At 38.8% G+C, this 14,310-nt stretch carries 13 protein-coding genes; 4 read left to right on the forward strand and 9 right to left on the reverse strand.

All coding sequences use genetic code 11. The features are described 5' to 3' along the window. Positions 1-15 precede the first annotated feature (15 nt). Together wecC and wecB are read right to left on the reverse strand one after the other, a co-directional pair. A complete protein-coding gene (wecC, locus tag HHO47_RS01440) occupies positions 16-1,266 on the reverse strand; it encodes a UDP-N-acetyl-D-mannosamine dehydrogenase (protein ID WP_169018171.1) in 1,251 nt (416 codons plus the stop codon). Between the two features lie 33 nt (positions 1,267-1,299). Beyond that, positions 1,300-2,433, reverse strand: coding sequence for a non-hydrolyzing UDP-N-acetylglucosamine 2-epimerase (wecB, locus tag HHO47_RS01445; RefSeq protein WP_169018173.1), 1,134 nt, complete (start codon positions 2,431-2,433; stop codon positions 1,300-1,302). Between the two features lie 549 nt (positions 2,434-2,982). On the opposite strand from wecB, the gene HHO47_RS01450 reads away from it, so the two are divergent. The 4 genes from HHO47_RS01450 to HHO47_RS01465 all read left to right on the forward strand — a co-directional run bounded on the left by HHO47_RS01450 (position 2,983) and on the right by HHO47_RS01465 (position 7,726). Next, positions 2,983-3,681: a transglutaminase-like cysteine peptidase gene (locus tag HHO47_RS01450; RefSeq protein WP_169018175.1), complete on the forward strand. Its 699-nt coding sequence runs from the start codon at positions 2,983-2,985 to the stop codon at positions 3,679-3,681. Beyond that, positions 3,665-5,671 (forward strand): bifunctional diguanylate cyclase/phosphodiesterase, encoded by a 2,007-nt coding sequence (locus HHO47_RS01455; protein WP_169018177.1) that lies wholly within the window; start codon positions 3,665-3,667, stop codon positions 5,669-5,671. The genes HHO47_RS01450 and HHO47_RS01455 overlap by 17 nt, the downstream gene beginning before the upstream one ends. Positions 5,672-5,697: 26 nt before the next feature. After that, positions 5,698-6,312, forward strand: coding sequence for a hypothetical protein (locus HHO47_RS01460; RefSeq protein ID WP_169018179.1), 615 nt, complete (start codon positions 5,698-5,700; stop codon positions 6,310-6,312). An 88-nt stretch (positions 6,313-6,400) separates the two neighbouring features. Further along, positions 6,401-7,726: an O-antigen ligase family protein gene (locus tag HHO47_RS01465; RefSeq protein WP_211183559.1), complete on the forward strand. Its 1,326-nt coding sequence runs from the start codon at positions 6,401-6,403 to the stop codon at positions 7,724-7,726. Between the two features lie 185 nt (positions 7,727-7,911). Here the strand turns inward: HHO47_RS01465 and HHO47_RS01470 are convergent, their stop codons facing one another. The 7 genes from HHO47_RS01470 to pabC are packed head-to-tail and all read right to left on the reverse strand — an operon-like array spanning position 7,912 to position 14,308. Beyond that, entirely contained in the window at positions 7,912-9,765 is a 1,854-nt protein-coding gene (locus HHO47_RS01470; RefSeq protein WP_169018181.1) for a metallophosphatase, read from the reverse strand. Between the two features lie 6 nt (positions 9,766-9,771). Then, positions 9,772-10,551 carry a TatD family hydrolase gene (locus HHO47_RS01475; protein ID WP_169018183.1) on the reverse strand — a complete coding sequence of 260 codons (780 nt, stop codon included), beginning with the start codon at positions 10,549-10,551 and terminating at the stop codon, positions 9,772-9,774. Between the two features lie 11 nt (positions 10,552-10,562). Further along, on the reverse strand, positions 10,563-10,889 hold the full coding sequence (locus tag HHO47_RS01480) for a PilZ domain-containing protein (RefSeq protein WP_169018185.1): 327 nt from the start codon (positions 10,887-10,889) through the stop codon (positions 10,563-10,565). An 8-nt stretch (positions 10,890-10,897) separates the two neighbouring features. Further along, entirely contained in the window at positions 10,898-11,794 is an 897-nt protein-coding gene (locus HHO47_RS01485) for a DNA polymerase III subunit (RefSeq protein WP_169018187.1), read from the reverse strand. A 1-nt stretch (position 11,795) separates the two neighbouring features. After that, complete coding sequence (tmk, locus tag HHO47_RS01490) at positions 11,796-12,425, reverse strand: dTMP kinase (protein ID WP_169018189.1); 630 nt, start codon at positions 12,423-12,425, stop codon at positions 11,796-11,798. 54 nt (positions 12,426-12,479) lie between these two features. Beyond that, positions 12,480-13,481, reverse strand: a complete 1,002-nt coding sequence (mltG, locus tag HHO47_RS01495) for an endolytic transglycosylase MltG (RefSeq protein ID WP_169018191.1) — start codon at positions 13,479-13,481, stop codon at positions 12,480-12,482. Continuing rightward, the gene (gene pabC / locus HHO47_RS01500) at positions 13,475-14,308 is read right to left on the reverse strand and encodes an aminodeoxychorismate lyase (protein ID WP_169018193.1); all 834 of its coding nucleotides are present in this window, start codon (positions 14,306-14,308) and stop codon (positions 13,475-13,477) included. Before pabC ends, mltG begins: the two co-directional genes overlap by 7 nt. Between the last annotated feature and the right edge of the window lie 2 nt (positions 14,309-14,310).

Raw genomic sequence — 14,310 nt, forward strand, 5'->3', positions numbered from 1 at the left:
TTCATATTTCAAGCTTTAAAGAATACCACGAGTATCGATAACAACTTTTGATGCAAACTCGGTTTTATCTGCAGCTTTAAATTGCTTATGATCGACCAATACTACGACTACATTTGCTTGCTCTAGTGCGCTTTCAAGTGATACTAAGCTAACATTTTTATCTGCTAGGTTAGCTGGTAGCTCTGAAATATTTGGCTCTACCGCAAGTATTTCACCAATATTTTTTGCTGCTAACTCTTCAACAATATTTAATGCTGGGCTCTCACGAAGATCGTCAATATCCGCTTTAAACGCAAGGCCTAAGCATGCAATTACTGGACGTTTAAATTCATCAGCGGCTTTTGCTACTTTTTCAATTACGTAGAATGGTTTTGCGTCATTAGTTAAGCGTGCTTGTTTAATTATTTTTGCTTCGTCTGGGCAACTTGCAACAATAAACCAAGGGTCTACCGCAATACAGTGGCCGCCTACACCTGGGCCTGGGTTTAAAATATTTACGCGGGGATGACGGTTAGCAAGCTTAATAAGCTCCCACACATTAATTTTTAATTTGTCACAAATTACCGACAATTCATTGGCAAAGGCAATGTTTACATCGCGAAATGAGTTTTCGGTTAATTTTGCCATTTCAGCGGTACGCGCATTGGTAATAATACACTCGCCGCGCACGAAAGTTTCGTATAATTTAACCGCTTTTTCGCTACATGCTTTGCTCATACCACCTATAACGCGGTCATTTGACACTAGCTCTTGTAATACATAACCAGGTAATACACGCTCTGGGCAATGAGCAATATTAATGTCGGCGGCATCGCCTTTATCTTGCGGGAACATTAAGTCAGGGCGAGCCTCACTTAACCACGCGGCTAATTGCTCTGTTGCACCTACTGGTGACGTACTTTCTAAAATAACCAAGTTACCTTTTTCAAGCACTGGGGCAATCATTTTTGCAGCCGATTCAATATAGCTTAAGTCTGCACTGTGGTTACCTCTTTCACTGTGAATAAACGGTGTTGGTACGGCTACTATAAACGCGTCGGCTTTTTCTGCCGTTGTAGTCGCTCTTAAATTTCCGGTAGACACTACGCCGCGTACAATTATGTCGAGATCGGGTTCTACTATATGTATTTCACCGGCATTAATGGTATTAACTGCTTTTTCGCTTATATCTAAACCTATTACTTGCATACCGCGCGATGCGATAACCGCTGCAGTTGGTAAACCTATGTAGCCTAAACCAACAACTGAAACTGTTTTAATTGTCATTATTAAATCCTTAAAAAAGTTTTAAACTTTATTTTAATCTTTAAAGTGTTGCTTAATTCTAGCTACAATGCGCTCACACGCTTTACCATCACCATAAGGGTTATGTGCACGACTCATTGATTGATATTCTTGAGCGTTCGTTAGTAAGTTATTCACTTCACTCACAATGCGGGCTTTGTCTGTACCTACTAATTTAACTGTGCCTGCTTTTACCGCTTCTGGACGCTCAGTGGTATCACGCATAACAAGTACAGGCTTGCCTAAGCTTGGTGCTTCTTCTTGTACACCACCTGAGTCGGTTACGATTATGTGAGCTTGATTCATTAAGTACACAAATGGTAGGTAGTCTTGCGGCTCGATTAAATGCACATTATCAACATTTTTTAATATGCGATTTACTGGTTCGCGTACATTAGGATTTAAATGCATTGGGTATAAAATTTGTGTATCTGGGTGGGCAGTTGCAATTTCTACCAATGCCTCACAAATTCGCTCAAAACCGCCACCAAAGCTCTCACGGCGGTGCCCTGTAACTAAAATAAGCTTTTTAGTTTCATCGAGTTCTGGGAATTTAGCTTTTAGAGTTGAAATTAAAGCGGTGTCGGTTTTTACTTTATCAACCACTTGTAATAATGCGTCAATAACGGTGTTACCAGTAATTACGATATCGTCAGCACTTACTGCTTCATTGAGTAAGTTTTGCTGCGATGTTTGCGTTGGTGCAAAATGCAGCTTTGTAATAGCACCAGTAAGCTTGCGGTTACCCTCTTCAGGCCATGGTGAACTTAAATTACCGGTCCGTAACCCTGCTTCTACGTGTCCTACAGGAATTTGCTGATAAAACGCCGCTAAACTAGCAGATAAAGTAGTGCTGGTATCGCCATGAACAAGCACTAAGTCTGGTTTAAACTCTTCAAGAATAGGTTTTAGATCTAACAAGATATTTGTTGTGACATCGTATAAGCTTTGACCCGGCTTCATAATATTTAAATCGTACTCTGGTATAATTTCAAATAGCTCTAAAACTTGGTCAAGCATTTCACGATGCTGTGCAGTAACACATACTCGTGCGTTAATACCTTCTGCTGCGTTGAGTGCTTTAACAAGCGGTGCCATTTTTATTGCTTCAGGTCGCGTACCAAAAATACTTAATACTTTAACAGCCATGATTTCCCTTAATTTCTTACTAACCGATTGTGCATCAATTTATACATTACGCTATAATTTTATATCTCTTCTAGCAAACTACGCTTTACACAGCTCCTAGCTCAAAACTGGTATCAAAATGGTTTTTTTATAACATTTTTTGAGGTATCAGTAAGCAATATAGTTTCTTTTATACTGGCCTGTACTGATTCGTTTACAACATAATGAATAAACGGTTTGTCTATTAAGGGTACCATTTCCTTTGGTGTTACTCTGATAACAGTCTGCATCTAGTGCCACAACAGGCAAGACTACTTTTAATATTTGCAACTTTTCAGTTATTCCGTAGCCTTCTAAATTCGCCAGCTAACCACTAAACTTTGAATACCACACACTATATATGGGTGTATATTATACACAAGACATACAACCACTCAAGCTAAAAACAGTCTTTATTATTGCTAAATGTTAATAAATTGTTGCATTTATGGATTTCGCTTTTTTTACAGCCTATCATTTTAGTTTTAATGGGAATATAATTACCGCGTTAACTTTTTATGGATGGGCTTTGTGCGCGTAGGATTTTGCATCATTATATTAGTGTCTTTTTTTGCTTGTGCACAAGACATGCTTTTGCATTTGCGTAATAGCGATATAATAAGCCGTGCCAAACAATTTTATGGTGATGCTGGCCATCAACGAATAAAAACATGGCTAAATTTTATTGACGACTCAGCAGATAAAAGTGAGTGGCAAAAAATTCATTTAGTGAATGATTTTTTTAATAAGCATATAAAGTACAAAACCGATGACGAGCTTTGGCAAAAAACAGATTACTGGGCCACGCCACTAGAAAGCTTAGGCGTAGGTATGGGTGATTGCGAGGACTATGTTATTGCAAAATACTTTACATTAATTGCCTTAGGTATTCCAGAAGATAAAATTCGGTTTATGTATGTGCGCCAGCGTACGATTGATCAGCCACATATGGTGTTAATATACTTTGAACAACCTAATCAGATACCGCTTGTGTTAGATAACTTTCATACTAAGTTAGTACCTGCAAGTAACCGCAGTGATTTAACTCCTATATATAGTTTTAACGGTCAAGGTTTATGGTTGGCAAAATCCAAAGGCTTGGGTAATAAGGTTAAAAATAGTCGTGGTGTTTCTGCTTGGAATACTATGCTTGAGCGAATTGAACAAGGTGAGCTTGCACCCGCCAACGGTAACAATAAAGGAACTAGTAGTTATGTCTCGAATTTTTAAATATGGATTGAGTTTAAAAACCCAAGTATATGGCTTAATCATATTAATTTCGGTGCTTTCATTTGGTGTACGTATTATCACCGATGTAAATACAACCCGAAATTATCTACAAACGCAAATGGCCAGCCACGCGCAAGATACTGCTACCAGTCTAGGGCTTTCTATATCACCTTATTTAGAAAACGATAGCCTAATGATTGCAGAGACAATGGCAACGGCTATTTTTGACTCTGGTTATTACAATGAAATTAAATTTACCGATGAACAAAACAATCTGGTTTTTGAGTTGCAAAACCCTAAACGCGTTGAATCGGTTCCTACGTGGTTTATTGGCGCTGTTGAGCTTAGTCCGCCCACTATGCACTCAGAAATAAACAACGGTTGGATGATGGCTGGTACACTTGATGTAACCAGTCATACAGGACAATCATATTTGACTTTATGGCAACACACATTACGCAGTTTATATAGCTCATTTTTATTATTAGCAACCTCTTTGGCTATTGCGTTTTTAATATTACGCGCGGTCTTTAAGCCGTTAAAAGCGGTAGAAAATCAAGCAACGTTAGTTACTCGTAAACGTTTTACTTTAAATAAAGAAATACCAGCTGCTCGTGAACTGCGCGCTGTTACTCAAGCTATAAACAATATGGTTATAAACTTACAAAGTACCTTTGACTCACTAACAAAACAAACTCAAGCACTCACCGAAGAAGTTTACATTGATCCGTTAACTGGGCTTGCTAACCGCAAGTCGTTTGAAAACCACTTTAACTCTGTCGTTAATAATATTTCAGACGATTCACCAATTACCGCGTTGATGCTTACCCTACCCTCATTAAATAATATAAACCAGGTTGTGAGCTATCAAGATGGTGATCAGCATGTACTCGATGCGACAGAATTACTTAAACGCGTTGCTGACGAGTTACCAAACTCCACTGTATTTAGGCTTAACGGGGGAACATTTTTGTTACTCGCCCCGTATGACATTTTATTTTTAAATAAAGCTCGCCTTCAGCTTAGTGACAAATTAAGCCAAAAAGAAAATAGCCTGCATATAAATGGTTACGCTAATTTAGCGCTAGTTGCCATTGTGCAAGGCGCAAGTGTTGGTGAGGTGCTGTCGCAGCTTGATATAGGCTGCACACTAGGCGAAGACACAGCTATAGGCGATCATGATAAAGAATCGCTATTTAGCGTTAACCAATGGCGTACGCTAATTAAATCGATTATAGATGCCGGTGAAGTCAGCTTTTCAGTGCAACCAATTAAGCAAGCCAATAAAACTGACTCTCTATGTTACTTTGAGGTATTTGCACACTTTATCCATAATAGTAAAAAAGTAAATAATGGCCACTTATTTGCAATGGCCGAAAAGTTAAATTTAACCGTAGAACTCGATAAAAAAATTATACGTAGCTTTATCGCTATAAAAGAGCAATATCCAAATCAGACATTTGCATTAAACATTAGTAAGGCATCCTTGTATTCAGCTGATTTTATACAGTGGCTTACCCTTTACTCGCATACCAAGCCTGTTATAAAAACGAACTTGCTGTTTGAGTTGCACGAAATAAGTTTGTTATATAATGTACATATTGCGTCGTTACATATAGATGCGATTAAAGAGCTGGGTATTCATGTCTGTATTGAACACTTCGGTACTAGCTTAACGTCATTTAGGTATTTACAAGGCCTTGATATTGAATATGTTAAAATTGACGGTAGTTATATCCAAGATTTAGTAGCTAATCCACAAAGCCAATTTTATATTCAAACGGTTAACAATATTTGCCACGGTTTTGGCATTAAAGTTTTAGCCTGCTTAATTGAAAAATCTGAGACTTTAGAAATACTTGAATTTTTAGGGTGTGATGGTGTTCAAGGCAATTTGATACTACCACCATCAAAAATCATTAAATCTAATGAAAATGGCGTAAATAAAGAGTTTACTTTTTGCACCGATGCGCTAAAATTTTGCAATTAGTATTCAAGTTCAAGCAAGGACGAAAAATGAAAAAATTAATTCTGGCAGGCTTAATAGCTACCGTATCCGCTCTTATTGCTCTACCAAGCTATGCACAACCAGATAATGATGCTGTGCTTCAAGAAGTAAATACAGATGGTATCATAGATATTCTTAATAATGTAACAGCAGATACAGCACCTGAGCAACTACGTAAAGAGCTAGTTGCTGCATTGAATCAAGCGTGTACAAACAAAAACAACATATTAAATAATGACTCTGAAGATAAATTAGACAATAACTCACCTGAAAATAATGAGGGAGGCAATTGGTTGAAAGGATCATTCGCGAATGATGTTTGTTGTAATACCGCAGATATCGATATCTTGGTGAATACTGTTGTTAATGAATTAGGTGCAGATAATCTGCTAATTTCTGACTTTTTAAGCAGCCTTTCATCTACATGTTCAAACTCTGATGCAATCACACTTGCTGCAATTACTGCGGGTGTTGATGCAACAATTGCTTCTGAAGCTACGGCTGCAGGTCCAAGTACAGGTCAGCTGGCTCCGCCACCAGTAGTAAGCTTACCAACATTACCCACACCTCCAGGCTCTGGTGGTACAGGCGGTGATAACGGTATATCTGAAGTCGGCAATTAATACCAATCTAGCAGGTTGATATAAGTTTTACTTTTAGTATATTTAAATGCAGCCTATTGGCTGCGTTTTTACTTTGTTTGAGTTTATTTTGAATCGTTTTATATTTTTTCTTATTTGTTTGATCCTATTTTTACTCCCCCTTCCTTTAGGTAGTTACCGACCTTGGGCAATTTTAGCTATTGGTATTTTGACTAGCTTTACCTTTATTATTCACCTTACCCATAGTGTGTTAAATAACAACCAATCGCTATTTCCGCCGCGTTATTCTTGGCCTCTATTCTTTGCTTTAAGTGCGGTTGTTTTAGTTTGTGGTATACAGCTGTTTAGCGTGAGTATTGATGTATTTCAAACCAAGCAAATGTTATTAAAAAGCTGCTTTTTACTCATGCTGAGCTGGTTAATATTTAACTACTGCAATGGTGCCGAGCGAATTAAAAAATTAATTTACGTAGTAATTTATGCCGGTGTATTTCAGGCCTTGTATGCTAGTTACTTAAATTTATCACCCGATATTGTGAGCCCTTTATTTGGCTACAAACACACGGATCGCGCAATTGGCACCTTTACCTACTCTAACTTTTTAGCGAACTACTTAGCTTTATGTTTATGTTTAGGCCTAGGTGTATTAATTAGTGAATTAAAGCGCACGAATAATAGCCATCAACTCACTTTAAAACAAACACTGCGTGCCTGGGCTGAAGTATCGTTGAGCTCTAAAATAATTCTACGAATATCATTAATAATTATTATTGTGGCGCTTATATTAACTCGCAGCCGTATGGGTAACTCGGCATTTTTTATTGCCCTAATAATAGTGAGCTTACTAGCGATGTTTGTTTATAAGCAAAAACCTAAAGCATTTAAACTACTTATCGTGAGCTTTTTTATAATTGATTTGATCATCATTGGTGCCATTTTTGATGTAGAAAAAGTAAAGCAACGTATTAGCGAAACCAGTTTACAATCAGAAACTCGCGATGAAGTGGTACGTGACTCAATTCCGCTTATCCTAAATAAGCCTATACTTGGCTCTGGCGGCGGCACTTTTTATACCGCGTTTCCGACGTATCAATCTGAGCCCTATTCTGGCTACTACGATAATGCACATAATGATTACGTACAATTTGCGGTTGAACTTGGTATCCCAACTACGGCGTTATTAGGGTTGCTGGTACTTTATTGTTTGTGGTTGTGTATTAATACCATGCGAACTCGTAAAACAGCGCTTTATCAAGGGATAGCCTTTGGTTGTGCTACAGCTATTGTGGCAATGATGCTGCATTCCTCGGTTGATTATTCATTACAGGCTGGCGCAAATTCGATGTTATTTATAGTGGTATTATGTTTAGCTATATTAACTAATCAATTACCCGCTCCTAAACGGCTTAAAAAACGCCGTAGTGAATATAGTTGATAATGGATATATAAAACAAATGCGACATAGTGACGCTGCGCTTTTAGAGGCAGTGGTTTAGTTTGTATCAGCAATTTAATATCGCGTGAGAGTAGCAGCAATGATTTATAACGCGGGTAAACCCGCTGCTACGATTGCAAAATAATACCGAACTGATACCAGCCCCTCTAAAGTCTGTTTTTAATTTATTGTTCTTCTAAATCAAATTCGGTGATGTGACCGTCTCCATGTATCAGCTGGTAACAGGCTAAATTCCCGGCCTCAAGAGTTATCAAGCTAATCGCTGAATCACTCACTAAATACTTTTGCCCTTTGCTTTTAGTTTGATGTTTATCGACTTCCATCTGCCAACGCTTTGTAAAAAAGTTTAACGGGCTTTTTGGTGAATATAAAATTGAATCGAGCTTATCAAGCACGTTAATTAATTTACGCGGAAATTCATTTTTAATGCCACTGGCGGTAAGTTGCCAAATCCGATTCGGATGTTTGCCAAAGCGTTTTTGCACTGAAAAGCAAAACGAATAATGTACATCGCCTGATAATATCAGCGTTTCTTTTGGAGTGTCGTCACGGCGAAAGGTATCGAGTAATTTTTTAGCTGAGCCTTCATGGGCCATCCAGTTTTCAACATCAACTAATAATGGCTGTCCGCAAATATTAAACAATGACTGAATAGCTTCAATTGATTTAACGCCAAACACCGGCGCAGGCGACACGATAATCACTTGCTCATGAGTTAATAAACTGCCCTCAAGCTCAACTAAGCGCTCCCAATCCAATAAGCCGGAAGGCTCATTAAAGTTTTGCTCATTGCGCCAACGATGAGTGCGGGTATCCAGCACGACCACTTTAGGTACAGTATTTAGCTCATAATGCCAATGATTAAACTCTAAAATGGTTTTATCAAAGGCTTTAAATTGCCAGAGCTTATCTTTAGTGAAGCTTTGCTGAAATAGTGTAAGAAGGCTTTTAGTTTTATGCCCTGCATCATTGCCAAACCCTTGAAATAGCCAATAACTAATTAAACCATTATTAACGATTCGCCTACTAACTGGGTGCTGGTAGATAACTTGCTCCCACCCTGCGGTTAGGTTCCAGTCATCGGTTACATCGTGATCATCAAACATCATATAGCTAGGTATGTTGGCAAATAAAACTTGGGCATCTTTCAAGCCATCTTTAAAAACTGATAAGGCCGCTTTCTCATTATCGAATATTTGCTGGCATTTCGCTGTACTAGCTTGATAGTGAATGCTCTCAAAATCGATTAACTGCCAAACTGACGGACTAAAGTTTAATAAGTAAAGCGCAATAAACTCTTCAAAAAAAACGAGGTGGTTATCTGCTTTTAGACTTGAAAAATGTGGGACATCTTTTTTCAGCCAATACCCTACCCCAATTTTATTGCGTTTTTGCCAAGGGACCGCCGGTAAATATAAGTGCCGCTGATAGAGTTGGTCGGTTAATTTTTCAGGCAGTGTTATATCAAGGGGGTGTTCTTTATAAATACCGAGTAAATCAATCAGCCTATATATCGCAATTAGCATGGCGCCGGCAACGTCATCTGCGTAAACCTGATCCCCCGACAACAACAAAATATCAGCCCCTATTTCATTATCACTGCGCTTATCTTGCACAAAGTGATTAGCTGCAACCAAACTGTCTTTTGCGGGATGATGTGGGTTTCTACACGAACCGTGCAAAATTTGATTTAACGTCTTAGGAACTGCAAATTCTGGGGTCACTTTATTTGGGTAACAAAAAGCGCTGAGATCAATTTCTTTGTTGTTATTAAACAAGCGGTAACTAATTAACTCATCGTGGGGAAACTCAATACCGATAGGTTTTATAATAACGAAATGTAAGAATAACTGCTCCCCTAAACGAACTGGCTCATGTTCACAATAGGTATCATAATGAGCAAGTTCGATACGGCAGTTAATTGGGCTAGAGGTTGCAAATTGAATGCAAACCTCGTTTATATCTGCGCGGCGCACCATCGGCCCCATTAATAAAAGAGGAAGTGATGCATCACTCATGCTTAATTATCCTTTGTTCACTAAATTAAATAATGAATAAAAATTATTTGTAGTGGCAGTCGCTAACTCTTTGTAGCTAATACCTTTTAAATCGGCAATGTAATAAGCAACATCTTGCACATAAGCGGGCTGATTAGTTTTCCCACGATACGGTACTGGCGCTAGATAAGGTGAGTCTGTTTCGATTAATAATCTATCAAGAGGGATTTGTTTAACAACATCTTTAAGCTCTACGGCATTTTTAAAGGTCACAATGCCAGAGATAGAAATATAAAAGCCTAAGTCGATGGCTTTTTTAGCCATATCCCAATCTTCAGTAAAGCAATGCAATACACCACCACACTTTTGTGCGTTATGTTCACGCATTAGGTTTATGGTGTCATCGCGTGCATCGCGAGTATGAATTATAAGTGGTTTTTGTAACTCGTTCGCCACTTCAATATGACCCACAAAACTTGCTTGTTGTACGGCATGGGTGTCTTTCGAATAATAGTAATCAAGCCCTGTTTCACCAATTGCTACTACTTTATCGTGGCTTGCTAAATCAATTAAGCGTTGTTTATCAAGCGCGTCTTTTTGATCAAGCGGATGAATACCACACGAGGCAGAGACATCACTATAGCCTTGAATTTTTTCTAACATACTGGGGAATTGATCAAGTGTGACACTGACACATAAAAAATGTTCTACTTGCTTTGCTCTGGCATTATCAAGTACTTGGTCTAAGTTTAAATCAAGTTTATCAAAATCGAGTCGGTCTAAATGGCAATGAGAATCTACAATCATGTTACTGCTTACTACATGGTATAAGTTGGATTACCAGAGCTTAACATAGTCCCTAGTAGTTTTTCGATCTTCGCATTCAAGTTTGTTTTATCATCAATAAAACTGATACCAATACCCGGAGGGTTAGAGCTTTGGGCACCTTGTGGCGTGATCCATGTAACCTTTCCGGTTATTACATCATCTTCGAGGGCATCCGGTAACGTCACTTTTAATGCCAATGAATGACCCATTTCATAACGCATATTAGTACGCACAAATAGTCCACCATTTTTTAAATACGGCATATAGCAACGGTATAATTCATCTAGATCATCTAAATCGACTAATAATTCTTGCACAATCAATCCTACTTATAGCTTTTACGTAAACGATACGCTAAACGAGACACTGCCAACGGCAAGTTCAACCCCAATATCTGTGTACTGTTTTGCACAAATTCGGCCAATGCATTTTGCGCACTCTGATATGAATCAAAATCCATTCCAGCAATGAGTTGTTGTTTTAATTGTTCGCTTAAAAATAAACAAAAGACGCGAACACGCTCTATATCTTTACTGATAATATCAACTAACACACTGAAATTATGGCCTTGTTTTAGCTCAGTTGCAAACTTATACAGTTGATCGATTACCTCCAGCTGTTCGTCTTGTTGCCAACGGGCAACCAATAATGGCTGCTGGGTAAACATCTTTAGCCATGGATATGCAGGAACGTGCAGTTGCGCAATCCAATTCATAGCAACATTGTCGTCATTCACTTTTACTTGTGTAAACGCGCAACGACTTAAAATAGTGGCCGGTAATTGCGTTGTCGCACTCGTGGTTAGCAACAAAAATCGCTGCGGACTGGGCTCTTCTAACGTTTTAAGTAAGGCATTGGCCGCCGCTGTGGTCATTTTATGGCAATCATTGATCACCACCACTTTATTGGCATTTTGCGCTGCTGATTGATGCATAAAATCGCTGACACTGCGAATATCATCCACACCAATGCTTTGTCCATCGGTTTGCACTACATATTTATCAGGGTGAGTAACCGCTTGATTTAAATGGCAGCTCTTACAATGCCCACAAGGGACTAAGTTAGTTGCAGACAAGCACAATAATGCATTAGCCAGCTGCTCCACTAAGGCGCGTTTACCAACACCTTGTTGACCATTAAATAATTGTCCATGGTGAAAACGCCCAGCATTAAAACTGGCTGCTAATTGCTGCTCAACATTGCTAAGCCAAGGATAAATCATGTTAATTGTTACTTTTCATAAATTGTTCAAGCACGGTAATAATATCTTGATGCACTACTTCCATACTTTGGCCTGCATTAACAGTTTTAATGGTGTTATCATACTCTGCAAGTTCTAAATAGCGTGCGCGGGTACGTTCAAAAAAACTTAATGCTTGTTGTTCAATACGATCCAGCTCACCGCGTCCTTTCGCACGGGCAAGACCCACCGCAGGTTCAATGTCCAAATAAATAGTAAGATCTGGTTTTAAACCTTTTAGTACAATATTAGCAAGAGAATCTAACGTAGTAGCGGCAATTTCACGTCCGCCGCCTTGATAAGCCTGCGATGATAAGTTATGACGATCGCCTAACACCCATTGTCCTTTAGCAAGGGCTGGACGAATAACATTATGTAGCAGTTGCGAACGGGCTGCATACATCAGCAGTAATTCTGTTTCGCTGGCGATCTGTTCGCCATGGTTATCTTTTACAATAGTGCGCAATGCTTCAGCGATGGGTGTGCCGCCGGGCTCACGTACATTAATAAAATCAACTTTGTGCTGCTCTAAAAACTGTTGGCAAATTGCTATAGCTGTCGATTTACCGGCTCCTTCTAAGCCTTCAATCACAATAAATTTTGCTGCTGTCATGATCTCTCTTTTTAGTTTGAAAAAGCATTAATCGGCTTTCTCGTTTTATATTCTTTACTCTAATTTGCTTAACTGTTTTTGATAACGTAAGTAATCTTGTACTGCTTTGTTATGTTCTTTTAAGGTTTTAGAAAATTGATGACTACCATCGCCTTTAGCTACAAAATACAGGTACTCAGTCTCCGGTGGATTAACCGCTGCAAGTATCGCCGCTTTTGACGGCATAGCAATAGGCGTAGGCGGTAAGCCATTAATTTTATATGTATTATACGGAGTATGATTAATTAAATCTTTACGTTTTATATCACCATCAAAGTCAGCGCCAATGCCATAAATCACGGTTGGATCAGTTTGCAAGCGCATATTGGTATTCAGTCGATTAGTAAATACAGAGGCTATTAATGGCCGTTCACTGGCAAGGCCTGTTTCTTTTTCAATAATAGAGGCCATAATCAATGCTTCGTAGGCCGTTTTTAACGGTAAATCCGCAGCCCTTTTTTGCCAGGCCTCATCAAGTACATTCTGCATTATTTTATGCGCTCGTTTGAGCACTGAGCTGGTCGTATCATTCGCATGATAATAATAGGTATCAGGAAATAACCACCCTTCTAAATGCTGATCAGAGCCGACTATTTGCTGAGATAGCTCACTAAGACTTAAATCTTGACGAAGATACTGGGCTTTACTTATTGCCGCTAACACGTCACGCAATGACTGCCCTTCAATAATTGTAAAACTAAAGCTTACTTGCTTACCTTGATTGATTTGCCGAATGTTATCAAGCACCGTGGCATTATCAAGTTGATATAAACCAGCTTTTAAATCCGTCAATGTCGGATCGAGTTTCGCGAGTATTTGATAACGTAAGCATTCATCTAACCATTTTTTTGCTTGCCACTGTTGGCAGAGTTGATTAAACCCCGTGCCTTTTTTAACTTCAAACAACGTATTCGCTGGCGCTTTTAAACGACTGTTGATAGTAGCTTGCAACTGTTGATAAACAACCCCAGTTACCAATAATGCTAGCAACACAATCGATATAATCACTCTTAACACGCAAACTCCTTGGTAAATAAACCATGCAATAATACTAAACTGTTTGCTAACTCAAACTGCATACCATCAATCGCGGTAACAGGCACAATTCCCATTAAGCTATTACAGCTAAATACTGCCTCCATTTGCAGCAATTGTTCTAGCTTAATATCTGTAAATTCAATGCTTAACTTATCACACAGTGATTGCAGATAAACCCCTTGAATACCACAGTTTTGCAAACTTGGACTAAAAATTCGACCATTTTTAATAGCAAAAATATTTGCCGCAGAGGTTTCAATCACATTATTGTGATAATCACACACCAGTACATCATCACAATCTTGCCCTTGCATGGCGCGTTTGATCATTACTTGCTCTAAACGATTTAACGTTTTCAAACCAGCAAGCAGTGGTTGCGATGCCAGTTGCACAGGACTAATAGCGAGTTTAATACCTTGTTGTGCTAATTGAGCGTAGTGTGAAGGAAACGGTAATAGCGACAGTACAATCAATACATTGCTTTGTTCAGGAAGGCCATAACCACGGCCTCCTTCACCACGTGTAACCACTATTTTTAACACGCCCAGCGAAACCGTCTTAATATACTCAGCGATTGCTTGCTGCAGTGCCGATAAATCCAGCTCACCAAAACTAAGTCGCTGCGCGCATTCAACTAATCGAGCACTGTGAAGAGGCCAATGCTCTACTTGCGCATCAACTATTTTTGCAGTTGTAAAAAAACCATCGCCATAATTAAAGCCGCGATCATTGCTACTTATGCTAACATCTTGCTGTGGCGTGACTAATTTTATTGTTTGCGCTATGTGAGTTTTTTGTTTTGGCATAT

This window comes from Pseudoalteromonas arctica (assembly GCF_012927645.1).
GTDB lineage: Bacteria > Pseudomonadota > Gammaproteobacteria > Enterobacterales > Alteromonadaceae > Pseudoalteromonas > Pseudoalteromonas arctica_A.